This window comes from Flavobacterium sp. KBS0721 (genome assembly GCF_002007065.3).
In the GTDB taxonomy this organism is placed as follows: Bacteria; Bacteroidota; Bacteroidia; order Flavobacteriales; family Flavobacteriaceae; genus Flavobacterium; species Flavobacterium piscis.
The window spans coordinates 669189-690669 of the sequence record NZ_CP042170.1 but is presented as its reverse complement, the minus strand read 5'-3'; the positions used below and the strand labels follow the sequence as shown (position 1 = coordinate 690669).

Here is a 21481-nt window from a genome sequence, read left to right as displayed (position 1 = left end):
CAAATCATTATGGATTTAAAAGAAATTCAAAACCTAATCAAATTTGTAGCAAATTCGGGAGTTGCAGAGGTAAAGTTAGAAATGGATGATGTAAAAATCACGATTAGAACAACTTTAGAAGGAAATGTAACTGAAACTACTTATGTACAACAATTGCCTGCTCAGGCTGCCTTGCCACAAGCAGTTGCTCCTCAACAAGCTCCAGCTGTTGTAAACGTAACTAGCGAAGCATCTGTTCCGGCAGAAGATTCTAAATTCATTACTATTAAATCTCCAATTATTGGAACTTTCTATAGAAAACCATCTCCGGACAAACCAGTATTTACTGAAGTTGGAAGTACTATTTCTAAAGGTGATGTTCTTTGTGTAATTGAAGCAATGAAATTATTTAACGAAATCGAATCAGAAGTTTCAGGTAAAATTGTAAAAATTCTTGTTGACGATATGTCTCCTGTAGAATTTGACCAACCTTTGTTCTTAGTTGATCCATCTTAATTTTAGATCGTTAGATTTTTAGATTTTTAGACTTTCTTAAAAGTGCTTAAAATCTAATTATCCAATTATCTAATTATCTAATTATCTAATTTTAAAAAGATGTTTAAAAAAATATTAATTGCGAATAGAGGAGAAATTGCACTTCGTGTAATTCGTACATGTAAGGAAATGGGAATCAAAACTGTAGCAGTTTACTCTACAGCCGATGCAGAAAGTCTACATGTTAAGTTTGCTGACGAAGCGGTTTGTATTGGTCCTCCTCCAAGTAACTTATCGTATTTGAAAATGTCAAATATTATTGCTGCTGCAGAAATTACAAATGCAGACGCAATACATCCAGGTTATGGTTTTCTTTCTGAGAATGCTAAATTCTCTAAAATTTGTCAGGAACACGGAATCAAATTTATTGGTGCCGCTCCTGAAATGATTGACAGAATGGGAGATAAAGCTTCTGCAAAAGCTACAATGAAAGCGGCAGGGGTTCCATGTGTACCAGGTTCTGAAGGATTATTAGAATCTTTCGAACAAACACAAAAATTAGCTAAAGAATTTGGTTACCCTGTAATGCTTAAAGCAACAGCAGGTGGTGGTGGAAAAGGAATGCGTGCGGTTTGGAAAGAAGATGAATTATTGAAAGCTTGGGAAAGTGCACGTCAGGAAGCTGCTGCTGCATTTGGAAATGACGGAATGTACATGGAGAAACTTATCGAAGAACCACGTCATATCGAAATTCAGGTTGTTGGAGATTCTTACGGAAAAGCATGTCACCTTTCTGAAAGAGATTGTTCTGTACAACGTCGTCACCAAAAATTGACTGAAGAAACGCCTTCACCTTTCATGACTGATGAATTACGTACTGCAATGGGAGAAGCTGCTGTAAAAGCTGCTGAATTTATTAAATACGAAGGAGCTGGTACTGTAGAATTTTTGGTTGACAAACACAGAAATTTCTATTTCATGGAAATGAATACTCGTATTCAGGTAGAGCACCCAATTACAGAACAAGTAATTGATTACGATTTAATTCGTGAGCAAATTATGGTTGCTGCCGGAATTCCAATTTCAGGTAGAAACTATTTGCCGGAATTACACGCTATCGAATGTCGTATTAATGCTGAAGATCCTTATAATGATTTCCGTCCTTCACCAGGAAAAATCACTACACTTCATATGCCGGGAGGTCACGGAGTCCGTTTAGATACTCACGTTTACTCTGGCTATACAATTCCGCCAAATTACGATTCGATGATTGCTAAGTTAATTACAACGGCACAATCTCGTGAAGAAGCAATCAGCAAAATGCGAAGAGCTTTGGATGAATTCGTTATCGAAGGAGTTAAAACTACAATACCTTTCCATAGACAATTAATGGATGATCCTAGATATATTGCAGGAGATTATACAACTGCATTTATGGATACATTTAAAATGAAACCTATAGAAGAATAATATAAAGGCTGTCAATTTTTGGCAGCCTTTTTTGTTTTATAATAGTGCTAAACCCGATAGATTTCATGCTATCGGGTTTTGTCGTTTAATTGGCCTGCATTGAACTGTATGCTGTTTTTGTTATTGTTAGGAATATTTCGTTGGTAGAAAATAATTACAAAGGAATTATGATTCAGATGTTTTTAGTTTTTGCAAGATCTAAGTTTAGCAGTTTCCTCATTGAAATTCTCTAAGTAAACACTATTTGTGTATACTTTTTACACAATATCTATGAGAATTACACACTTATTCACAATTCATAATTTTGGCACATATGGCTTAATCCCTTTAAAAATAAGAGATTAAGCAGTTAGGGAGGTAACGTTCGCGTTGCGGCACAATATTTTCATTATCTAAAGCGTAAACAACTATTAAATAATTAAAATATATACATTATGAAAAATCTATTTTTATCAGCCGCAATTGTTTTAGGAAGTTTAACTTCATTCGCTTCAACTACTCCTATTACAAATACAATCGTAAAAACGATTTCTATTGAAGATGAATACACAGAAATCAAATTAGAAGAATTACCAGCTCCAATTGCTGAGTCTTTGAAAAAAGCTTATCCGGATGCTGTAATTACTAAAGCATATAAAAACGAAAAAGCAGAATACAAATTGGACGTTACCGTTGGTGACAAAGTAGGAAATCTTTTTGCTAATGCAGACGGAACCTGGATTAAAAAATAATCACGCTAAACTAGATTCTCATGCAGATTCGAATTAGCAATACTAAAATAAAATTAACAATATTAAAATATAACTATTATGAAAAATCTATTTTTATCAGCCGCAATCGTTTTGGGAGGTTTAACATCATTTGCTTCAACTTCGCCAATAACAAATACAATCGTAAAAACAATTTCAATTCAGGACGAATACACTGAAATTAAATTAGAAGAAGTGCCAGTTGCAATTACAGATGCTCTTAAAAAAGCGTATCCGGATGCAGTACTTTCTAAAGCATACAAAAATGCTAAATCAGAGTATAAACTAGACGTTACAGTAGGTGACAAAGTAGGTTCACTTTTTGCTAACGCAGATGGATCTTGGATTAAAAAATAATTAAAAAATAACCGTAAAAACTATCACTATGAAAAAGTTAATATTATCGGCAGCTATCCTGTTAGGAGGGTTGTCAATGCAAGCAGGGAATGTAGCCGTGACAAGTTCAATGGTTCAATCAGTAAACATTCAGGACGAATATAAAGAAGTTGATGCCGTACCGGCAGCTATTAAAACAGCGTTAGACGAGGCTTATCCAGGTGTAAAATTGGACAAAGCTTATGTAAACGAGAAAAAAGAGTATAAAATAGAAATCACTGTAAGAGGTGAAAAGTCTACTGTTTATACAGATGCTACTGGTAAAATTATTAAAAAATAATTAAGTAACCCATAAAAACTATTATTATGAAAAAGTTAATCTTATCAGCAGCAATCATTTTAGGAAGTTTGTCAATTCAGGCAGCTAATCCTGTAACAACTTCAATGACTCAGTCAGTGACAGTTCAGGATGAATTTACTGAAATTGGTACAGATGCTGTTCCGGCAGCTGTAAAATCAACTGTAGAAAAATCTTTTCCGAATACAAAACTTGAAAAAGCTTATAAAAACGAAAAGAATGAGTACAAGTTGGAAATTTCGAGTGGTGACAAAAAGTATACTGTATTTACAGATGCTTCAGGAAACATCATTAAAAAATAATTAAGAAGAGAGCAACATGAAAAAGTTAATCTTATCAGCAGTAATAGTTTTAGGTAGTTTATCTCTTTACGCAAGTAATCAGGTAACGCCGGAACAAACTAAGACGGTTGTTACTGCTCAGGCAGAATATACAGAAGTGAGTACAGATGCTGTACCTCCTGCTATAAAAACCGCACTGCAAACTGCTTATCCGGGAGCAAAACTGGACAAAGCATTTGTAAATGAAAAAAAAGAGTATAAACTCGAAATATCGGTTGGTGACCAAAAGGCTACTGTTTTTTCAGATGTCAATGGCAACTGGTTGAAGATATAAATTAGGTGAATTTAGATTTATGTTTTTGGTGAAAAAGAGATTGCAGTATGCAATCTCTTTTTTTTTGCATAATTTTGTGAAAAGACAATTTTAATAGTCTTATTTTAGCAAAAAAGTCCCTAAAAACAAATGTCAAAGATATTACTCATAGAAGATGATATTTCGTTTTGCAAATTATTAGAAAAATTTCTGGTAAAAAAAGCATACGAAGTAACCATTGCCTTCTCTGCTGCAGAAGCAAGATTAGCCATCAAAAAAGAATCATTCGATTTAATTTTGACAGATCTTCGCTTGCCTGACTCTGATGGTATTGGGTTAATGTCTGAGTTTAAAACATCGTATCCTGAAATACCTGTAATTCTTATGACAGGATATTCAGATGTTAATACTGCAGTAAAAGCTATTAAAAACGGCGCAGCTGATTATATTTCGAAACCTTTCAATCCCGATGAGGTTTTACTGGTTATTACCAATGCTTTAAAAACTTCAGAAACAGAAGAAGAAATTCCTGTAAAGGAAAAGAAATCTGTAAAAAAGCAAACTAATAGCAATGAAAATGAGTTTGTTAAAGGAATTTCTGTTGCATCCAAAAAATTATTAGATCATATTCATTTGGTAAGTCCAACCGATATGTCGGTTTTGATTATTGGAGAAAGCGGAACCGGAAAAGAAATCATCGCCAAAAGTATTCACCAGCAAAGTTTAAGGAAAAACAATAATTTCATTGCAGTCGATTGCGGAGCTATTCCGAAAGAATTGGCGGCAAGTGAATTCTTCGGACATTTAAAAGGATCTTTTACCGGAGCCATCAGCGATAAAATGGGTTATTTTGAAGCGGCTAATGGAGGAACTCTTTTTTTAGATGAAATAGGGAACCTTTCATACGAAAATCAAATACAGCTTTTAAGAGCGCTTCAAGAACGTAAAATCAAACCTGTTGGTAGTAATAAAGAAATTAATGTTGATATCAGAATCATTACGGCTACGAATGAAGATTTGCGCGAAGCAGTAAAAAATGGCGATTTTAGAGAAGATTTGTACCATAGAATCAACGAATTCTCTATTCAGTCTCCATCATTAAAAGACAGAGACGAAGATTTAATGGTTTTTGCCGATTATTTCCTTGAAAAGGCCAATCAGCAATTGAATAAAGATATCATCGGATTTTCACCAGAAGTAGTTACTATTTTTCAAAACTACAACTGGCCTGGAAATTTGCGTGAACTTCAAAACTGTGTCAAACGTGCTACGCTTTTAACTCAGGGCGATTTTATACAAAGTGATGTGTTGCCGGTTGAGTTTTTTCAGATCCAAAAACAACAAACTAATAATAGTGATTTCTCTTTGTCGGAAAACGAAAAAGAAGCAATTATCTATGCTTTATCAAAAGCACAGAATAATAAATCCGAAGCGGCAAAATTGCTTAAGATTACCAGAAAAACACTTTATAATAAATTAAAGCATTACAATATAGATTAAGCTATTTCTTTCTGTAGAGCTTTAAAAAGTACATCTGTTTTTGCTTTCAAAACTTTAAAAATATCGGGTAAATCAGAAGTTTCAAGATCCTTATTTTCTAAGACTTTTAAAATTTCACCAATTTCACGCGCCTGAATTTGCTTGAACATTGGCGCAATTCGGTGTGCAACTGAATTAATTTCAGCTGTGTTTTTATCAATCATCGCATTCTCTAATAAATTTAAGTTTTCAGAACTGCTTTCGATAAATGATTTTAAAACTTCTTTTAATGCTGTAGTATCATTACCTAAAAATTCTTTTAGTGTATCCAACGAATACAATTGAGAACTGGTTTTTTGTTCTTGTTTATTAATGTCAACATTGGGTAATGTATCATTTTCTAAAATAAGATGTATGGTTTCCAGTAATATTTTAGGCGAATACGGTTTTTGTATTACAGTTGTAAAACCGGCTTCGTTATACACAGCCGCGTCAAGATCAGTTCTTCCTGTTAAGGCAATTACAGGCTGGTTTTTATAAGTGGAATATCCAGAATTTTTTAATTTTTTCAAAAAAGCAAAACCGTCCATTTCCGGCATTTGTATATCTGTAATAATAAAATCGAAATTCGTATTCTGGATCGCTTCTAAAGCTTTTATACCACTATTAAAAGACAGTACCTGATGTTGTTCCTGCTTTAAAACGCCGCTTGTCAAATTCAAAAGATTGATGTCATCGTCCAGAACTATAAAAATTTGTTTTTTAGTATTACGAACTAGAGGTTTTTTGACTTCGGGAAGTGAATTCGGACTATTATCAAACTGTAACGGAAGTTGTACTTCAAAAGTACTTCCTTTACCAAATGTACTTTCCAGTTTTAAATCGCCACCCAAAATCGAAATTATTTTTTGGCAAATAGACAATCCCAAACCAGTTCCTCCATATTCTTTTTCAATATTTTCATTGGCCTGTGCAAATTCTTCAAAAACCAATTTCTGATTTCCTTTTTCGATTCCAATTCCTGTATCTTCAATTCTAATGGTATAAAATTGATCATTTTCAGCTATGTATCCGCTTATTTTGATGAAACCTTCTTCGGTAAATTTATATGCGTTTCCTATAATATTACTTAAAATTTGTTTCAGTCTAAAAGGATCTCCAACAATTTTCGAATTCAGTTTCTCATCAACATTAATAATAAGATCAATGTTTTTATGTTTGTATACGGTCTGAATACTTTTTGCAACTTCATCAATAATGTCAGGTAATAAAAACGGAACTTTTTCGATCGTAATTTTTCCGGCTTCAATCTTAGAGAAATCCAGTAAATCCTGAACCAATTGCGTAATATATTCTGATGAGTTTTTGATGTTTTTAATGAAATACGATTGCTTTGTAGTAACATCAGAATTCCCCAAAAGTTCAGAATAACCCACAATGGTACTCAGCGGCGTTTTTAAATCGTGACTTACCGTTGAAATTAATTGTTCGCGGCTTTTAAGCAAATTCTTTGTTTTGAAATTCGCAATTTCGAGTTGTTTTTTATAAACCTGCGATTTTGAGTAATCGCTCACAATTAAAATTGAGAAAAACAATGTTAGGACCAAACCAACAATAGCTGAAACGGTTACAATTTCATTGACTTTTTTAAGGGATTTTTCTTTTAGCGAATTGTTTTTTATAGAGTTAATGATAATTTCTCTTTCGATAATTCGAAGTACTTTACGAAGCTGGTCCGAAATGGCAATTTCATTTTTCAATAATTTGTTCTCTTCAAAATTCAGTGATTCTTTTTTCTTTTCGGCCTTGATTTTTACATTGCTTAGCAATTTTTTAGAATTGGCCAAAATAGAATCCGATGCTTGTTTGCTCAGTGTATTCGTGCTGTCATCCGGAATATTCTGATTGAGATAATCAACATATTTTTGCAGTACATTGCGCTGATAACTGCCCAGCTGATTCGGGTTTTTATTGAAATCCTGAAGTTCTAATTTTCGAAGTTTAAACTCCATTTTGGTAATTTCATCAATCGCAGTATTAACAGAGACTTCGTCTTCGGCCTTATTTTTTATGGTTTTTAATTGCCGAATGTTTTTCGTTTTTTCAGACAATAAATACGTAACGCTATCCAATAACGTTTTTTGATATTGAGTCGTAACAATTTGTTTTAAAGTATCGATTCTTGATTTTAAAGAATCAGTTTCGATAATATAACTTCTAAAATCTTGTTCAGAATTAGTCTGAATCGTTTTCCTTGCTAAACTTTCTGTTTTATACACATTCGAAAACAATTTACTTACCCTGAGGATCTTGGTTTTTTCAAAAGCGATTTTATCTTCTAATTTTTTATAAACTACATTTTCAGAATATAAAAACCATCCTACAGTAACTACTAATCCCAAAAGAGCAATGTAACTAAAAAGGACTTTGAGTGCTGTATAACTTTTTTTACTCTCCATAGATTGCTATTGTGGGGATTGAGAAGATTTTGTGATGTGAAATCGCTGCAATTTATTCAAAATTTCTGTTTTAGAAATACAAATTAATGCTAATATTTTACATAATTAAAAGATGTGAAAAACAAAATAGCCGCAGATTATATAAATCTACGGCTATTTTTATCGTTTAATTATAGGATTAAAGTGTCTCGTCTAACCATTTAAAAAATTCACCTTGCCAAACCTGAGCATTTTGCGGATGTAAAACCCAATGATTTTCATCCGGGAAATATACAAATCTTGATTTGATTCCTCTTAATTGCGCAGCCTGAAAAGCTTCTTGTCCTTGCCCAATTGGTACACGGTAATCTTTTCCACCCTGAAAAATTAAAATAGGTTTGTTCCAGTTTTGTACCAAAGTTGCAGGGTTAAAAGTAGTGTATGCTTTTTGCGCTACAGCATTGTCTTTTTCCCAGTAAGCACCGCCAAAATCCCAGTTGTTAAAGAAAACCTCTTCGGTAGTTCCTAACATACTTACCGTATTGAAAACGCCATCATGCGCGATAAAAGTTTTGAAACGGTTTTTATGAATTCCGGCCAAATAAAATACAGAGTATCCTCCGTAACTTGCACCAACGCAACCTAAACGCGATTTGTCTACAAAACTTTCTTTAGCTACATCGTCAATTGCAGATAGGTAATCGTCCATAACCTGTCCGCCCCAATCTTTACTAATTTGCTCATTCCATTCTACACCATGTCCTGGCATTCCACGACGGTTTGGTGCTACCACCACATAACCTTTAGCAGCCATTAATTGAAAATTCCAACGGAAAGAATACGATTGTGTCAACGGAGATTGTGGTCCTCCCTGACAAAATAATAAAGTTGGATATTTTTTAGAAGCATCAAAATTTGGAGGCAAAATTACCCAAACCAACATTTTTTTACCGTCTGTAGTCGTAACATAACGTTTTTCTGTTTTGCTTAATGCTAATGTCTTGTACGTTTCGGTATTTACGTTTGTTAATTGTTTCCAGCTGTTTTTCTTTAAATTAAAAGCATAAATTTCGGGAGCGTGATTCATATCATTTCTGGTAACAATAATGTCATCACCAGCCAAACCTACTAAATCATTTACGTCAAAATCTCCTTTAGTCAATTGGCGAACATTGATTGCAATTTTGGTTAATCCAGGAAAGTTTACCGTAAACAATTGTTTTGTACCATCAACAGCAGCTACAAAAAATACGTTTTTGCCATCTTTACTCCAAATAAAATTATCTACAGTTCCGTCCCAATTTGCCGTTAAGTTGGTTTTGATTCCTTTAAACTCAACAATAATATCGTTTTTATCAGCTTCATAACCGTCACGTTTCATTTGAAGCCAGGTTAAGTTTCCTGTTGGAGAAAATTGAGGAGCCGTATCGTAACCTAAGTTTTCTTCGGTTCTGTTTGTCGTTTTTTGAGTTTCTAAGTTGTACTCATAAATATCTGTATTGGTAGAAATTGCATATTGTGTTCCAGCTTTTTTCTTGCACACATATAAAATACTTTTTCCGTCAGGAGACCAGATATAATCTTCGTCGCCACCAAAAGGTTTTTGCGGAGAATCAAAATTTTCACCTTTCAAAATGTCAATTCCTTTTGCGCCGTCTTTGTTTTCTTTATAAAAAACGTGGTTAAATTTACCTTCATTCCAGGTATCCCAATGGCGATAATCTAAACCATCGTAGATTTGAGCATCAGATTTGTCCAGTTTTGGATAAAAATCTTTACCTAAAACCTTGTCAATTTTTACTTCTTCATTGTACACTAAAAATTTTCCGTCTGGCGAAACATTTTTGTCGGCCAAAACATCTTTTGTGTCTTTAATTTCAGTTGCATTTCCGCCATTTGCAGGGATAATGTAAAATTTAGAAGACGATTTGTTTTCCTCGATCGAAGGCGTCGAAACCTTAAAAACAACATTCTTCGCATCTTTCGAAAGTCCAAGAGCACTTACTCTTCCTAATTTCCATAACAATTCCGGAGACATTACATTCTGTCCGATAGCGTTTAAACTCATCATTATTAAGGTTGTAAATAATACTTTTTTCATAATAAAATTCTAATATTCGTGGGGCTAAAAATACAACTTTTAAACTCCAAATAGTTAAATTCCAAATCCCAAAAATGTTAAAAATCCCAAAAGTTTATACTAAAGTTTTTCTGGCACGAATTCACGAATTTTTTTTGATAATTTTTTAAAATGAAAATTCATGAATTCGTGGCGATTGAAAATAAAGTTTTAAATTTATTTCCTAAATTGGAATTTGGAATTCAAAAGATTGGAATTTATTTTAAGATAAAAATGGAGTTAAGTTATTGGGAACTTAAAAATTGGTTCACAAATGTTGATTATACTATCGTGGGCAGCGGTATTGTAGGATTGCATGCTGCATTACGCTTACGCGAAAGATTCCCTGCAGCAAAAATTCTGGTGTTAGAAAAAGGAATGCTGCCACAAGGTGCAAGTACAAAAAATGCCGGTTTTGCCTGTTTTGGAAGTCTCTCTGAAATTTTGGAAGATCTCAAAACACATTCAGAAGAAGATGTAATAAATCTGATAGAGAAACGTTGGAAAGGTTTGCAATTACTTCGAAAAAGACTGGGAGATGCTGCGATTGATTTTAAGCCTCACGGCGGATATGAATTATTTCTGAAAGAGGATGAAAGCGGATTTAGCGAATGTATTTCGAGATTGCCTTTTGTAAATGAAATTTTAAAACCACTTTTTAAAGCCGATGTTTTTTCTAAAGAAGTGGACCGATTTGGGTTTGATAAGGTGAATGAATATTTAATTTTTAATCCTTTTGAAGCTCAGGTGGATACCGGAAATATGATGCAGGAATTGCTAAGGCAGGCTGTTTCTTCAAATGTTTTAATTCTGAACCAGCAAACCGTGACTTCATACGCCGATTTAGGAAATCAGGTCGAAATTGTTTTGACTGATTTTAGTTTTAAATCGAATAAACTACTTTTTGCCACAAATGGTTTTGCAAATACCATTACAAAAGGAGCTGTACAACCTGCAAGAGCACAGGTTTTAATTACAGAACCTATCGCAAATTTAGATATAAAAGGCACTTTTCATCTGGATCGAGGTTATTATTATTTCAGAAATATAGAAAATAGAATTTTGCTTGGCGGAGGTCGAAATCTTGATTTTGAGGCAGAAACAACAACACAATTTGGGCAGACGAAAATTGTGCAAAATAAATTGGAGGATTTACTTAAAAATGTAATTTTACCAAATCAGGATTTCCAGATCGCACATCGTTGGAGTGGGATCATGGGAATTGGAAATAGTAAAAATCCTGTTGTTGCTCAACTGTCTGAAAACGTGTTTTGTGGAGTGCGTTTAGGCGGGATGGGAGTAGCGATTGGGAGTTTAATAGGAACAGAATTAGCAGATTTAATATAATGGGAGTAACCAAAAGACCGATACCAAAAACAACAACCGCAAACAAACCGAAACCAAAACCTAAAGCAGCACCAAAAAAAGGCAATCGCTCTTTTGGCGAAAAAGTAAAATGGTTTTTTATAAAATTATGTTTATGGTTTTTCGGAATCTCAATCGCGTCTGTGGTGTTTTTTAAATATATTCCAGTACCGTTTACCCCTTTGATGCTGATTAGGGCGATCGAAAATAAACTCGATGGTAAAGAAGTTTTCTTTGATCACGATTGGGAACCTATCGAGAAAATTTCGATGAATTTGCAAAAAGCCGTAATCGCCAGTGAAGACGGAACTTTTTTAAAGCATAATGGTTTCGATTTTAAAGCGCTTCAAAAAGCATATAAAAGCAACGAACGCGGACGCCGAATTCGTGGCGGAAGTACGATCTCGCAGCAAACCGCCAAAAATGTCTTTTTATGGCAGGGCAAAAGTTATTTCCGTAAAGGTCTCGAAGCTTATTTTACGGTTTTAATCGAAGTAATTTGGGGTAAAGAACGTATTATGGAAGTCTATCTTAATAGTATCGAAATGGGAGACGGAGTGTACGGTGCTTATGCAGCAACAGAACATTGGTACCGCCGTGATGCATCTAGTTTAACACCAATGCAGGCCGCCGGAATTGCGGCAATATTACCAAACCCAAGAAAATTTAAAGCAACAGGATCTTCAAGTTATATAAACAGAAGAAAAGAACGAATTGTTCGTGAAATGCGCGCGGTTGGAAAAATAAATTATAATGCCAAATAAAAAATCTTTTATTGCGCTCCTCGTATTGACAACGGCTTTGGCTTTTGGTCAGGTAAAAACAACAGAAATTGGTTTTATTACCGACAACGATTTGTACACATCATCTAAAAATGATATGTATTATACCAATGGTTTAGAACTTTTTTATCGGTTTTTATCGAAAAATGATAATCCTAAAATCAACAAAAAAATCACTGAATTCCGTATTGGTCAGTACATTTATAATCCCAGGTTTATTAATGCAGAAGCTGTAACGATAAATGATCGCCCTTTTACCGGATATCTTTTTGCAGAAGCGGGAAGAAGCTTTTTTTACCAAAGCGAATCAGTTTTAAAGACTGATTTTCAAGTAGGTTTTATGGGACCAAATGCTTTGGGAAAAGAAACCCAGGAAAGTTTTCATCATATTATTGGATATAAAGAAGTATTTGGCTGGGAAAATCAATTGCATAATGCTTTTGCTGTTCAGGCACATGTGATGTATTCGAAGAAAATGTTTCCGGCAAAACACAACGATTTCATAGATCTTCATTTTCAGTCAGAAGCGAACGTGGGAACTATCTTTGATGGCGTTTCTACGGGATTCTTAACCCGAATTGGTTTTAAAAAATTACTACCAATTTATGATTCGAATTTGCATGATGCCTCGGTAAGTTCTGTACCGCAATACAATATCAGAGAGTTTTATTTTTATGCGATGCCAAGCGTTAATTACCAATTTTATGACGCTACGATTCAGGGAAGCATGTTTAGTAATACAAGTCCGCTAACTTTTGAGCTGGAACCGCTTCGTTTTAATGCCGAATTTGGATTAAAATACAGACATAACAACTTCAATATGTCGTATTCTTTTATTTATAGAGGCAGAGAATTAAGAGATCCGGAAACGAATACCAATTCAGGTTATTTTTATGGATCGATTCGATTTGGGTATTTGTTGAAATAATACGTTTTGCTGCGAAGGCGCTAAGAGACAAAGTTTTTTTGATTTGCAATTTTTTCGAATGGGATAGAAGTTAGTTAGAGCTAATCAATAATGCTAGATATGATAAAAAATTTAAATAGATTAGCGCATCCTGTTTTTCTTGTTTCGTTAGTGATGCTGTTTTTAAATGACTTCATATTAAAAACAGTCTTTCATAATTATCTCACCGGAAAATTATCTGATTTTGCGGGACTTCTTGCTTTTTCGTTTTTTTGGAGTGTGCTTTTTCCAAAAAGAATCAAAGAAATTCATATTGCTGTAGCTTTATTTTTTGTTTTTTGGAAAAGCACTTTTTCAGAAGCTGTTATTGACTTTTTCGGTTTTTATCGTGTTGTAGATTTTTCAGATAATATTGCCTTGATAAGTATTCTGGTTTCATTTTGGTTATTAAAACAAGAATCTGTCACATATAGAGTTCATCCCGTTTTTCTAAAATTGATTTTTCTTCTTTCTTGTTTCTCTTTTGTTGCAACTTCAAAACCACAGGAGCCGGAAACCTTTGAAGATGGTTTTAGATATTTAAACCTGAAAAATGAAAGTGATGAAAAAGTAGTGGTTTTGATAGATTTTAAATTTTCTGAAAAAGAGATTGAATTTTATAAAAAACAGGAAATCAAAATTGCCATAGCAAAACGCAAACAATTTATTAGTGAATACGGAGAGGAATATAAATTGGTTTATAAAGAATCCGATTCGATAGATATTGTAAGGGAAGTAAATGAAGAATGGAAGTTACGACAAAAAAACAATGTTATCGATCCGCTTGTAATAGACAAAGGAGCGGAACAATTTGTTCCATTGCCTTTGCACGCTAAAGATACATTGGTAGGTTTTCCTAAAGATTTTAAAATTTCAATTTTAGATCTTAATTGGAAACCGCTAAAAAGCTATGATAAAAAAGCGTTTTTTAGTAAAATAGAAAATAAAGGATTAAACGAATTCTCAAGAAGAGAATCTTTTAATTTAACTTTTGGAAAGAAAAAGGAACCATTAAATATTGCTGACTGTTACGGTAAATGGGAATCTGCCAGAAAAGTCAATTTCAATAAAATAGAAATCAATGCTGATTATTTTGTAAACGATAGTGATGGTAAAGTTTACGATTGTAATTACAAGAACGATTCTCTTTGGGTGCATTATTCTCGTAGTAAATGGTATTTGGGAATCATTAAAAAAGTAACGAAAGATCGTCTCGTAATTTCCTGGGATAATGAGCCAGATCTTATTTATGTTAAATCTAAAAAGCCTACGATCTTGGCTCGTTAATTTTTTTATGATGATTCTGGTTTGGTTACAAAAAAGTATTCTTTTTGCGAGCACAAATTGTAAATCATAAGTATTCGAAACCTGTTGCTCTGAAAGAGCCTTGGCAACAGCATAGTGCGAAGCACTATGAAGGAAAACGATTGTAATTTTCTGCCCTGTAAGGGCGGAAGCCTAATTTCAAAAAGCATGTTTAACATGATGCTCTTCTAGAAAATACTTTTTTCTTTGAATTTTTATTCTCAATTCTTTTGCCCTTTCAGGGCAATTTCCACTTTTGATTTAATTCGTAGTGCGTTGCACTACGCTATTGCTTTTAGGGCTTTCAGCCCATTTTTAAAAGTTTCTAATAATGATGATTGCAAATTGCGCTAACGGACCTCTTTTTGTTTACAAATTGCAAATTAAATTTTTCGTAAACTGCTCTGAAAGAGCATTAGCAATAGCGTAGTGCGAAGCACTATGAACTAAAACGATTACAATTTTCAGCTCTGTAAGGGCGAAAGCCTAATCCCAAAGAAAACGTTCATCATATATTACTTGGTATTTATTTAAAAAAGCCAGCAACTCTTCTTTAAATGTATGTTTTTTATGATGTTCTTCTTGATTTTTAATGTACTGTGTTACTATTTCCAGTTGTGATGGGTTGACAGAAAAAATGCCATAACCTTCTTGCCAATAAAATTTTGCGTAATTTTTATCTATCGTTTTTATCCATTTCGAAGATTGCTTTTTTACTTTTTCTGCCAATTTCATTTGAGTAATCTTTTTAGATAATAAGCATAAGATATGTACGTGATCTTTATCTCCTCCAATCTGAATTGGATTGCATTCTAACCCTTTGCAAATTCCGCCAAGATATTGCCATAATCTCTCTTGTATAGTATGGTCAATAAATGGATAACGTCCTTTGGTGCTAAATGTTAAATGAACATATACTTTTGATAGTGATTGGGACATATTATTTTTTTGCTTTGGCCCTTTCAGGGCAATATTCACGATTGCTTTTAGTTCGTAGTGCGATGCACTACGCTATTGCTTTTGGGCTTTCAGCCCATTTTCAATTACAGCTTCTAGCTTATGATTTATTCTGATATTGTTTTTTGTTTAAATAATTAAGCATAATCTCTAATCATAAAAATAAATTAATTCCGTTTTCTGCTATTCCTCTAAAAGTCATTTTTTAGTCAAAATAAGTTATGTTTTTTAACTATTATTCTATCAATCAAAAACGCAACTCTCTTTAGAATGGCTTTTTTAATTTGTATGTCAAATGACTATTTCTCTTTCAATAAACGAGATTATTAAGACACCACTCCATAAAAACAATAAAATGATTGTCCGGATCTTTTAGAAAAAGTGCTTTTCCGCCGGGATAATCCCAAGGGCCTGAAAATGTACCTGCCGGCATCTTTTCTATGTCTGATTCATCGCTTTGCGGAAGCTGATTTTTTATGAGACGATTGTACATATCATTTATATCTGCTTCGTTTATTTCGATATTTCCTTCGTTAAGGGGTTTCTGTAAAGTGCTTATTTTTAATTCAGCATGATTATCAATTGGTACAAAGAAAGTTTTTGCTTTGTTGGAAAAAGTTTCGTTTTTGAGATTAAAAACTTTTTGATAAAAATCAAATGACACTTCGAGGTTTGAACAATAAAGCCAGAAAGAAATTTTCATGAAAACGTTTTAATTAAATTATTGGGTAATGAAACTAAAAAAAGTTCTTATAAAAACTAAAATTTCTAGTTTAGCCCCGATCGAGGCGGTATCCTTTTTACTGCTTCTTGAGCAGGAAAAAGATATAGCCGAGAGCGGGACAATTGGTCTTTTTGAAAATGAATTTTTCTGCTCCTTATTTTCTAAATGATCAATTTAATGTCGGTTATCGCATTGAATATAAATGTCTTCGTTTGATTTGTCGATAAGCGAAATTGCCGGACAGCCAAAAGATTCATATTGAAAACCAAATACAACTGGCGGTTTATTTTTAAAGAGTTTACCTGTGTATTGATCAAATGAGTGATCTCCGTTTTCTCCGTTGAGTGGGGCGGGAGAGGTGCCTTCGCTTTGGCTGTAAAGCTTCTCGATTATGATTTCTTTGGTTTTAGAATTGGTTACCAAAAGGCGTCTGGCATAAATTATTTTATCACTGTCGAGATAGTCTTGTAGAAAATATTGATAAGTAGCTGTGTTATATAAATATGTATTGCCAGCAACGATGCTTTTTAAGAGTGCACGATCTTCTTTTTTCATAGGTTTAGATGGATAGTCTTTACCAGGGATTTTTTTCCAGACAATTGGTTTTAAGGGTTCGTTTGCAAACGGATTTTCTTTGCCTGCATAAACGATCACATCAGAATAATAATCGCTAAACCCTTTTAGACTTTGTTTGCTGATTTCGAACCCAATCATGTAATAGTATTTGGGATAAGGCCAGTCTTCTTCGGATGAATAACCGTTTAGCCATGCAGCGGCTTTAAGATTTTTTATGGCAAATGATGCCAGTTTGTTTTTTGCATAATCGTAGACAAACAAAGAGTCGTTTTCGGAAATATTGGTTTTGGATAAAAAATGATTTCTGTATTTTTTTTCTAAGGTGAAATATTTTGCTGCTTTTTTTTCCATTTTTTCGATATTGGGCAAAGCAAGTGTGTCTGAAGCCGTATCGTTGAGTGGGTAAATGTCTGAAAGCGAAATAAAAGCGACGTCAGTACTGTCTCTGTAAGTAACAGTAAATAAATTGATGCTTTCCTTTCTTGGAAGTTCATCGGTTTGTACAGAATCGTTCTGGGTAGTTGCTGTTCTATTTAGTTGAGGTTTACTGCTTTTGGTTTCCTGTTTGTTGTTGCAGGAAAGCAGGAAAATAAATGAGACAACAGTAATTGCTTGTATTTTAAGATTCATAATCAGGCAGGTTAGTTTTTTATTTATTCTGAAATAATTATAAAGAAATATACAATTGACAATACTAATATAACTGCACCAATAGTGAGAAGTATATCGTCATGAACGGTTTCGATGCTTTTTTTTGCCAAATAAAAGCGATTAAATAACATGCCAATTTCGTAGCAAACCAGGAATGCGATTATGGTTAATATGCCATAAAGTTTTTCTAATCCACCGCTTCCGCTAAAGGCTCCTTCGTGCGCAAACCAGCTAACTATGAGAACCAACGGAACAATTAATAAGGCTGATTTTATAAGTATTGGACTGCCTTTCCAGAACAGTAATATGATCATTGCTATTATAGGCACGAGTAACCAACGGAGTAATAGTGTCATATTGTTTTGTTTTTAGTTCAATTCAATTTGTTTTTATGTTCAAGACTTCCCCGGTATTTTTGTTGAAAGTAATGGTTTTGTTTGGGCCGCCATAAAATAGAGTAAGCGTAAGTGTGCTATCAGTTTCGTGATTAAAAATAATATCTTTTGCTGTTCGGATTTTTACATTTAGATTATCGTTCATAAGTTGATTATCGGTACTTTTTAATATTCTTTTTTCCAATAAACCGTGTTTTTCTATTACTTCAAGCCACGGTGGAGCCATTGCGCTGTAACTTACAATTTGCGCTCTGTATTTTTCATTTAGATTTCTATCTATCATTAATCCTAATGGTGTAGTCGAAAGTATCCATGCGTAAAAAGGCATCATCAGAGGTAAAATACTGAGTATTATGGCTAATATAATTCCTCCCAAAAGTAATTTTGCCATAATTTTTTTCCAAAACACTACAATCACCACAAAGCTGGTTAAAAACCACAGCCAATAGAGAACCACATCGCTGTAATAGCCTCGGAAACTAATGAGTTTATAGTAATATAAGAGGCAATCTATTGCCAGAAGCAAACTAAGAATCAGATAAACTCTTAAAACTATTGTTGATTTTTTATTTTGGTTCATGACTTTTTAAGATATAATTTAAACCAAATATTGTGGGAATTGATAAAATTAAGACCGGCAAAATTGAAACCGAAAGGGTGTAATAAAGTTCTTCGTTGAAAGTATAGGTGCTCCACGACGATTCGCGATCGACAAAAATGGTATAATTCCAGAAAAACCAAACTGAAATTAAGAACATGAATTGAATGGTGACTTTTAAATATTTGTTTTTAATGAGGGAAAGAAAAAGAAATACAATGGTCAAAAAGATAGTTGTAAACAATGAAATTAAATAAGCATCATCAAAAAACGAAGCATCAGGATTGCCACTTGACATCCTGTCCGAAAGTTCGCCAACAGCCCAGTAAATTTCTAAAAAGGTACTTATGAAGAATAGCAAGCCAATTGATAAAGGCTTTTTTAGATTTTTAAGCATTTTCGTGAGGGCGACACTGAAATTATTAGATGATGTATTCACGGTATTTGGGGTATTGTTTTGTAAAGGTTTTAAGTAAATTAAAAACCAAATGCCTTTTTGCAGATATAAATATAAAGAAAAATGTTTCTAATAAAACTAAAAACTTCTCGTTTAGCCCTGATCGAAACGGCATCCTTTTTCCTGCTTCTTTAGCAGGGAAAAGATACAGTGGAGAGCAGGACTAATGTTCTTTTTGAAAACTTGGGTTTCTGCTCCTGAATTTTATGATACTTCAGGTTTAACGTTTTGATAATGTTCTACAAGTTTAAATCATTAACTTTAATAAAAATTAGCGTTATGGATATCAATTGGATAATAATAGGAATTGTAGTTGCGGTGGCGATTATTTTAGTGGTATTGACTACCAAAAAGAATCAGAAAGAGAAAAAGAAATTAACCGATTTACTGAACAACGATTTTAAGAAACCCGAAGAAGACGAACCGGATTTTGACAACAATGCGAGTGAAAAATAAGAAATCAAGAACCAATTGATAAACTGACTCTTGATTTCTTTTATAATTTTATGTAACGGTTGGGCTTAATAATATTTATTTCATGGATTTAAAAAGTGTTTCGATTGTTGCTGTTTTTTGGTTCAGGACAATCAATTGACTTTTGTCGTGTAATAATATCATATTTGCAAATTCTTTGTTGGCATTAGGGTTCCAGTTTTTTAATTCCGGGAATTCATTTTTTAATAGTTTGATATTTTCGGCACTGTTTTTTGAGATGACGATCACTTTTGTAAGCGATGTTGTTTTCATTTTTTCAATGCTGCTTTTTGTAATTTGATATTCTTCTTCGGTTCTGGAACGATAACGATACATTTTTCTTATGGCATTGATGTCTTCTTTGTTTTCGGTTAGAACATATCGGTAGCTCATTATGTTATTGAGTTCGTTTATCCATTCCGGAAAATTTACTTCGTAGAGATTGATGTAACTGTCGATAAAGTTTTTATCCATAGGTTTCTTTTGATCGATATATTCTGTTACTAAGGGATAAATTTGCTTTGCCATAAGACTGATGTATTTTTTATTATACCAGTCTCCGGGATCCATTTTTCCGTCTAGTTTTCTATAAACATAGCCATTTCCTAATGCTGTTGCCAAAGCTTCGTTCATAAGCTGATAGGCGTAATTGCTGTATTTTGATTTACTTTCTTTAAAATATTGGTCAATTTGGGTTTTTACTTCAAGTGATTGCTCGTCATAAATAATATGATACGTTTCGTGCAGCATTACACTAAACAAATCTTTATGCGATTTTAAGTCGGTTTGTACTGCGCTAATAAAGTTGTTGCAGAATGCTTGTGCTGTAAATCCCTGAGAATTGGGCAGGGGATAAAAAGCTATTTCGAAAGGAATTGAATTGTCCCAACTTGAATTGTAAAATGTTAATCCTGTTTGAAAATAGTTTTCGAGACTATGGTCGTTAGAATATTTTTTGATTTCTTCGATTTGTTTTTCGAATTTTTCTTTATTAGGATTATAGATTAGTTCGTTGTAAATTGGGGTAAATGCCGAAATGCTTTCGGTAAAATCACTCAGCGTCTTGCTGGAAATAAAGCCAATAGTTCGAATCTTGAAATCTGTTAAGTTTTCGGTTTCAATCAGATTTTTTTTCACGATATCTTCTGTTTGCATTGTTTTTTTGGAGCCAAAAGGATATTCGTCAAACGGATAACTGTAGTAAATATTTAGTTTATCGAAGTTTGAAATGATGGTTTTGTATTTATCTGTATTGTATTTTGATTTTTCAAATTCAGTTTTGAAAACATTTTCAGGGTAATTCTCAGAGAGACTTTGTAAAAAAACAAAAACTGCCAATTGCTCAGAATATTTAATCTTAAAGGTTGGTTTTTGTGCAAATCCTAAGGTTGTTAAAAATAAAAATAGAAGTAAGATTTTATTTTTCATACGGTTGGTTCTGGTTTATGTTAGTGGATGTCTGTTTTGTAAATGAAGCAAAATGTTCTTTTATGCTGAAATTTGTTTAATGTTATATAGACGATTTGTTTGAAGAATTGTTACAGAGGTTAAATTATACTAACTAATTATTTTTTACCGCAGAGAACGCAAAGATTTTTATGTAAGAGTGATTTTAAAAAATACAAAGTTCGCAAAGCTAAATCAATAAAGCTTTTGCATTTTTTGGATTTTTTATAAAAGGGAATAGCAAAAATGTTGCAGTATAGTTTGTGCCAAAAAGAAAAGCACTTACAAATGTTATGTAAGTGCTTGATTTTACTGGTGGAGAATACCGGATTCGAACCGATCACCTTCCCGATGCATCGGGATACTCTAGCCTTTTGTTTGTATTAAGGTTTCGATGTATTTTCTGCTTTTCATTTTTTTAATTTGCAATTCTCTTTTGCAGGCTTCGCTGCGGGTTAGAAAAGTTTCAAAATATTTTAATTCCCAGTCTTTGGCGATTTTGGTAAACTTACTTCTGCTGTTTAAATGATCTTGCAAGCGTTGTTCAATATTTTGACAAGATCCAATATAATATTTGTTAAGTGAGGTGGAAAATAAGATATAAGTGTAAAACATAGTTTCTATAAATGAAAATACCCAAACATATGTTTATGTTTGGGTATTTTTTTATTGTAAAATTTGTGGAGAATATCGGATTCGAACCGATCACCTCTTGCCTGCCAGGCAAGCGCTCTAGCCAAATGAGCTAATCCCCCTTTTTTGTTAGCTGTGTGTAAATCAAATCGGCC

24 protein-coding genes and 1 tRNA gene are annotated in these 21481 nt (G+C 33.3%); 14 read left to right on the top strand and 11 right to left on the bottom strand.

Going from position 1 to position 21481, the window contains the following annotated elements:
• The first annotated feature begins 9 nt into the window (after positions 1 to 9).
• From accB to B0M43_RS03245, 8 genes are all read left to right on the top strand, one after another.
• Positions 10 to 495, top strand: coding sequence for an acetyl-CoA carboxylase biotin carboxyl carrier protein (gene accB / locus B0M43_RS03280; RefSeq protein ID WP_055093857.1), 486 nt, complete (start codon positions 10 to 12; stop codon positions 493 to 495).
• 99 nt (positions 496 to 594) lie between these two features.
• Entirely contained in the window at positions 595 to 1944 is a 1350-nt protein-coding gene (accC, locus tag B0M43_RS03275; protein ID WP_065448666.1) for an acetyl-CoA carboxylase biotin carboxylase subunit, read from the top strand.
• A 434-nt stretch (positions 1945 to 2378) separates the two neighbouring features.
• A complete protein-coding gene (locus tag B0M43_RS03270; protein ID WP_078006853.1) occupies positions 2379 to 2675 on the top strand; it encodes a hypothetical protein in 297 nt (98 codons plus the stop codon).
• 78 nt (positions 2676 to 2753) lie between these two features.
• The gene (locus B0M43_RS03265; protein ID WP_065448664.1) at positions 2754 to 3050 is read left to right on the top strand and encodes a hypothetical protein; all 297 of its coding nucleotides are present in this window, start codon (positions 2754 to 2756) and stop codon (positions 3048 to 3050) included.
• A gap of 28 nt (positions 3051 to 3078) precedes the next feature.
• Positions 3079 to 3369 carry a hypothetical protein gene (locus B0M43_RS03260; RefSeq protein ID WP_065448663.1) on the top strand — a complete coding sequence of 97 codons (291 nt, stop codon included), beginning with the start codon at positions 3079 to 3081 and terminating at the stop codon, positions 3367 to 3369.
• Between the two features lie 26 nt (positions 3370 to 3395).
• Positions 3396 to 3689 (top strand): PepSY-like domain-containing protein, encoded by a 294-nt coding sequence (locus B0M43_RS03255; protein WP_065448662.1) that lies wholly within the window; start codon positions 3396 to 3398, stop codon positions 3687 to 3689.
• A gap of 16 nt (positions 3690 to 3705) precedes the next feature.
• Positions 3706 to 4002: a hypothetical protein gene (locus tag B0M43_RS03250; protein ID WP_065448661.1), complete on the top strand. Its 297-nt coding sequence runs from the start codon at positions 3706 to 3708 to the stop codon at positions 4000 to 4002.
• Positions 4003 to 4131: 129 nt separating this feature from the next.
• Entirely contained in the window at positions 4132 to 5481 is a 1350-nt protein-coding gene (locus B0M43_RS03245) for a sigma-54 dependent transcriptional regulator (protein WP_065448660.1), read from the top strand.
• Here B0M43_RS03245 and B0M43_RS03240 read toward each other — a convergent pair.
• Complete coding sequence (locus tag B0M43_RS03240) at positions 5478 to 7919, bottom strand: ATP-binding protein (protein WP_078006854.1); 2442 nt, start codon at positions 7917 to 7919, stop codon at positions 5478 to 5480. The genes B0M43_RS03245 and B0M43_RS03240 overlap by 4 nt on opposite strands.
• A 178-nt stretch (positions 7920 to 8097) precedes the next feature.
• Positions 8098 to 9999 (bottom strand): S9 family peptidase, encoded by a 1902-nt coding sequence (locus tag B0M43_RS03235; RefSeq protein WP_078006855.1) that lies wholly within the window; start codon positions 9997 to 9999, stop codon positions 8098 to 8100.
• A 252-nt stretch (positions 10000 to 10251) separates the two neighbouring features.
• Between B0M43_RS03235 and B0M43_RS03230 the strand changes: the two genes are divergently transcribed.
• From B0M43_RS03230 to B0M43_RS03215, 4 genes are all read left to right on the top strand, one after another.
• Positions 10252 to 11364 (top strand): FAD-binding oxidoreductase, encoded by a 1113-nt coding sequence (locus B0M43_RS03230; protein ID WP_078007000.1) that lies wholly within the window; start codon positions 10252 to 10254, stop codon positions 11362 to 11364.
• Positions 11364 to 12146, top strand: coding sequence for a monofunctional biosynthetic peptidoglycan transglycosylase (gene mtgA / locus B0M43_RS03225; RefSeq protein WP_065448657.1), 783 nt, complete (start codon positions 11364 to 11366; stop codon positions 12144 to 12146). The genes B0M43_RS03230 and mtgA overlap by 1 nt, the downstream gene beginning before the upstream one ends.
• On the top strand, positions 12136 to 13092 hold the full coding sequence (locus B0M43_RS03220; protein WP_078006856.1) for a lipid A deacylase LpxR family protein: 957 nt from the start codon (positions 12136 to 12138) through the stop codon (positions 13090 to 13092). Before mtgA ends, B0M43_RS03220 begins: the two co-directional genes overlap by 11 nt.
• Positions 13093 to 13191: 99 nt before the next feature.
• Complete coding sequence (locus B0M43_RS03215; RefSeq protein WP_123921786.1) at positions 13192 to 14397, top strand: hypothetical protein; 1206 nt, start codon at positions 13192 to 13194, stop codon at positions 14395 to 14397.
• Between the two features lie 504 nt (positions 14398 to 14901).
• On the opposite strand, the gene tnpA is transcribed toward B0M43_RS03215, so the two are convergent.
• Together tnpA and B0M43_RS03205 are read right to left on the bottom strand one after the other, a co-directional pair.
• Positions 14902 to 15393 (bottom strand): IS200/IS605 family transposase, encoded by a 492-nt coding sequence (tnpA, locus tag B0M43_RS03210; protein ID WP_210418045.1) that lies wholly within the window; start codon positions 15391 to 15393, stop codon positions 14902 to 14904.
• Positions 15394 to 15682: 289 nt separating this feature from the next.
• The gene (locus tag B0M43_RS03205; protein WP_078006859.1) at positions 15683 to 16075 is read right to left on the bottom strand and encodes a VOC family protein; all 393 of its coding nucleotides are present in this window, start codon (positions 16073 to 16075) and stop codon (positions 15683 to 15685) included.
• Positions 16076 to 16103: 28 nt separating this feature from the next.
• On the opposite strand from B0M43_RS03205, the gene B0M43_RS24605 reads away from it, so the two are divergent.
• Positions 16104 to 16265 carry a hypothetical protein gene (locus B0M43_RS24605; protein ID WP_165606651.1) on the top strand — a complete coding sequence of 54 codons (162 nt, stop codon included), beginning with the start codon at positions 16104 to 16106 and terminating at the stop codon, positions 16263 to 16265.
• A 5-nt stretch (positions 16266 to 16270) separates the two neighbouring features.
• On the opposite strand, the gene B0M43_RS03200 is transcribed toward B0M43_RS24605, so the two are convergent.
• The 4 genes from B0M43_RS03200 to B0M43_RS03185 form a co-directional block, all read right to left on the bottom strand.
• The gene (locus B0M43_RS03200; RefSeq protein WP_078006860.1) at positions 16271 to 17302 is read right to left on the bottom strand and encodes an oxidoreductase; all 1032 of its coding nucleotides are present in this window, start codon (positions 17300 to 17302) and stop codon (positions 16271 to 16273) included.
• Positions 17303 to 17325: 23 nt separating this feature from the next.
• On the bottom strand, positions 17326 to 17679 hold the full coding sequence (locus tag B0M43_RS03195) for a hypothetical protein (RefSeq protein ID WP_078006861.1): 354 nt from the start codon (positions 17677 to 17679) through the stop codon (positions 17326 to 17328).
• A gap of 22 nt (positions 17680 to 17701) precedes the next feature.
• A complete protein-coding gene (locus tag B0M43_RS03190) occupies positions 17702 to 18109 on the bottom strand; it encodes a hypothetical protein (protein ID WP_246860192.1) in 408 nt (135 codons plus the stop codon).
• A gap of 175 nt (positions 18110 to 18284) precedes the next feature.
• Complete coding sequence (locus B0M43_RS03185) at positions 18285 to 18713, bottom strand: hypothetical protein (protein ID WP_078006863.1); 429 nt, start codon at positions 18711 to 18713, stop codon at positions 18285 to 18287.
• A 339-nt stretch (positions 18714 to 19052) separates the two neighbouring features.
• Between B0M43_RS03185 and B0M43_RS24400 the strand changes: the two genes are divergently transcribed.
• The gene (locus tag B0M43_RS24400; RefSeq protein WP_165606650.1) at positions 19053 to 19229 is read left to right on the top strand and encodes a hypothetical protein; all 177 of its coding nucleotides are present in this window, start codon (positions 19053 to 19055) and stop codon (positions 19227 to 19229) included.
• A gap of 75 nt (positions 19230 to 19304) precedes the next feature.
• Here the strand turns inward: B0M43_RS24400 and B0M43_RS03180 are convergent, their stop codons facing one another.
• From B0M43_RS03180 to B0M43_RS03170, 3 genes are all read right to left on the bottom strand, one after another.
• The gene (locus tag B0M43_RS03180; protein WP_078006866.1) at positions 19305 to 20675 is read right to left on the bottom strand and encodes a hypothetical protein; all 1371 of its coding nucleotides are present in this window, start codon (positions 20673 to 20675) and stop codon (positions 19305 to 19307) included.
• Positions 20676 to 21059: 384 nt separating this feature from the next.
• On the bottom strand, positions 21060 to 21308 hold the full coding sequence (locus B0M43_RS03175) for a GIY-YIG nuclease family protein (RefSeq protein ID WP_078006867.1): 249 nt from the start codon (positions 21306 to 21308) through the stop codon (positions 21060 to 21062).
• A gap of 66 nt (positions 21309 to 21374) precedes the next feature.
• Positions 21375 to 21448 (bottom strand) — tRNA-Ala (locus tag B0M43_RS03170).
• Positions 21449 to 21481: the final 33 nt, after the last annotated feature.

Coding starts and splice junctions, on each gene's coding strand:
- accB (WP_055093857.1), top strand. CDS start 10: ATGGATTTAAAAGAAATTCAAAACCTAATCAAATTTGTAGCAAATTCG.
- accC (WP_065448666.1), top strand. CDS start 595: ATGTTTAAAAAAATATTAATTGCGAATAGAGGAGAAATTGCACTTCGT.
- B0M43_RS03270 (WP_078006853.1), top strand. CDS start 2,379: ATGAAAAATCTATTTTTATCAGCCGCAATTGTTTTAGGAAGTTTAACT.
- B0M43_RS03265 (WP_065448664.1), top strand. CDS start 2,754: ATGAAAAATCTATTTTTATCAGCCGCAATCGTTTTGGGAGGTTTAACA.
- B0M43_RS03260 (WP_065448663.1), top strand. CDS start 3,079: ATGAAAAAGTTAATATTATCGGCAGCTATCCTGTTAGGAGGGTTGTCA.
- B0M43_RS03255 (WP_065448662.1), top strand. CDS start 3,396: ATGAAAAAGTTAATCTTATCAGCAGCAATCATTTTAGGAAGTTTGTCA.
- B0M43_RS03250 (WP_065448661.1), top strand. CDS start 3,706: ATGAAAAAGTTAATCTTATCAGCAGTAATAGTTTTAGGTAGTTTATCT.
- B0M43_RS03245 (WP_065448660.1), top strand. CDS start 4,132: ATGTCAAAGATATTACTCATAGAAGATGATATTTCGTTTTGCAAATTA.
- B0M43_RS03240 (WP_078006854.1), bottom strand. CDS start 7,919: ATGGAGAGTAAAAAAAGTTATACAGCACTCAAAGTCCTTTTTAGTTAC.
- B0M43_RS03235 (WP_078006855.1), bottom strand. CDS start 9,999: ATGAAAAAAGTATTATTTACAACCTTAATAATGATGAGTTTAAACGCT.
- B0M43_RS03230 (WP_078007000.1), top strand. CDS start 10,252: ATGGAGTTAAGTTATTGGGAACTTAAAAATTGGTTCACAAATGTTGAT.
- mtgA (WP_065448657.1), top strand. CDS start 11,364: ATGGGAGTAACCAAAAGACCGATACCAAAAACAACAACCGCAAACAAA.
- B0M43_RS03220 (WP_078006856.1), top strand. CDS start 12,136: ATGCCAAATAAAAAATCTTTTATTGCGCTCCTCGTATTGACAACGGCT.
- B0M43_RS03215 (WP_123921786.1), top strand. CDS start 13,192: ATGATAAAAAATTTAAATAGATTAGCGCATCCTGTTTTTCTTGTTTCG.
- B0M43_RS03205 (WP_078006859.1), bottom strand. CDS start 16,075: ATGAAAATTTCTTTCTGGCTTTATTGTTCAAACCTCGAAGTGTCATTT.
- B0M43_RS24605 (WP_165606651.1), top strand. CDS start 16,104: ATGAAACTAAAAAAAGTTCTTATAAAAACTAAAATTTCTAGTTTAGCC.
- B0M43_RS03200 (WP_078006860.1), bottom strand. CDS start 17,302: ATGAATCTTAAAATACAAGCAATTACTGTTGTCTCATTTATTTTCCTG.
- B0M43_RS03195 (WP_078006861.1), bottom strand. CDS start 17,679: ATGACACTATTACTCCGTTGGTTACTCGTGCCTATAATAGCAATGATC.
- B0M43_RS03190 (WP_246860192.1), bottom strand. CDS start 18,109: ATGGCAAAATTACTTTTGGGAGGAATTATATTAGCCATAATACTCAGT.
- B0M43_RS03185 (WP_078006863.1), bottom strand. CDS start 18,713: ATGCTTAAAAATCTAAAAAAGCCTTTATCAATTGGCTTGCTATTCTTC.
- B0M43_RS24400 (WP_165606650.1), top strand. CDS start 19,053: ATGGATATCAATTGGATAATAATAGGAATTGTAGTTGCGGTGGCGATT.
- B0M43_RS03180 (WP_078006866.1), bottom strand. CDS start 20,675: ATGAAAAATAAAATCTTACTTCTATTTTTATTTTTAACAACCTTAGGA.
- B0M43_RS03175 (WP_078006867.1), bottom strand. CDS start 21,308: ATGTTTTACACTTATATCTTATTTTCCACCTCACTTAACAAATATTAT.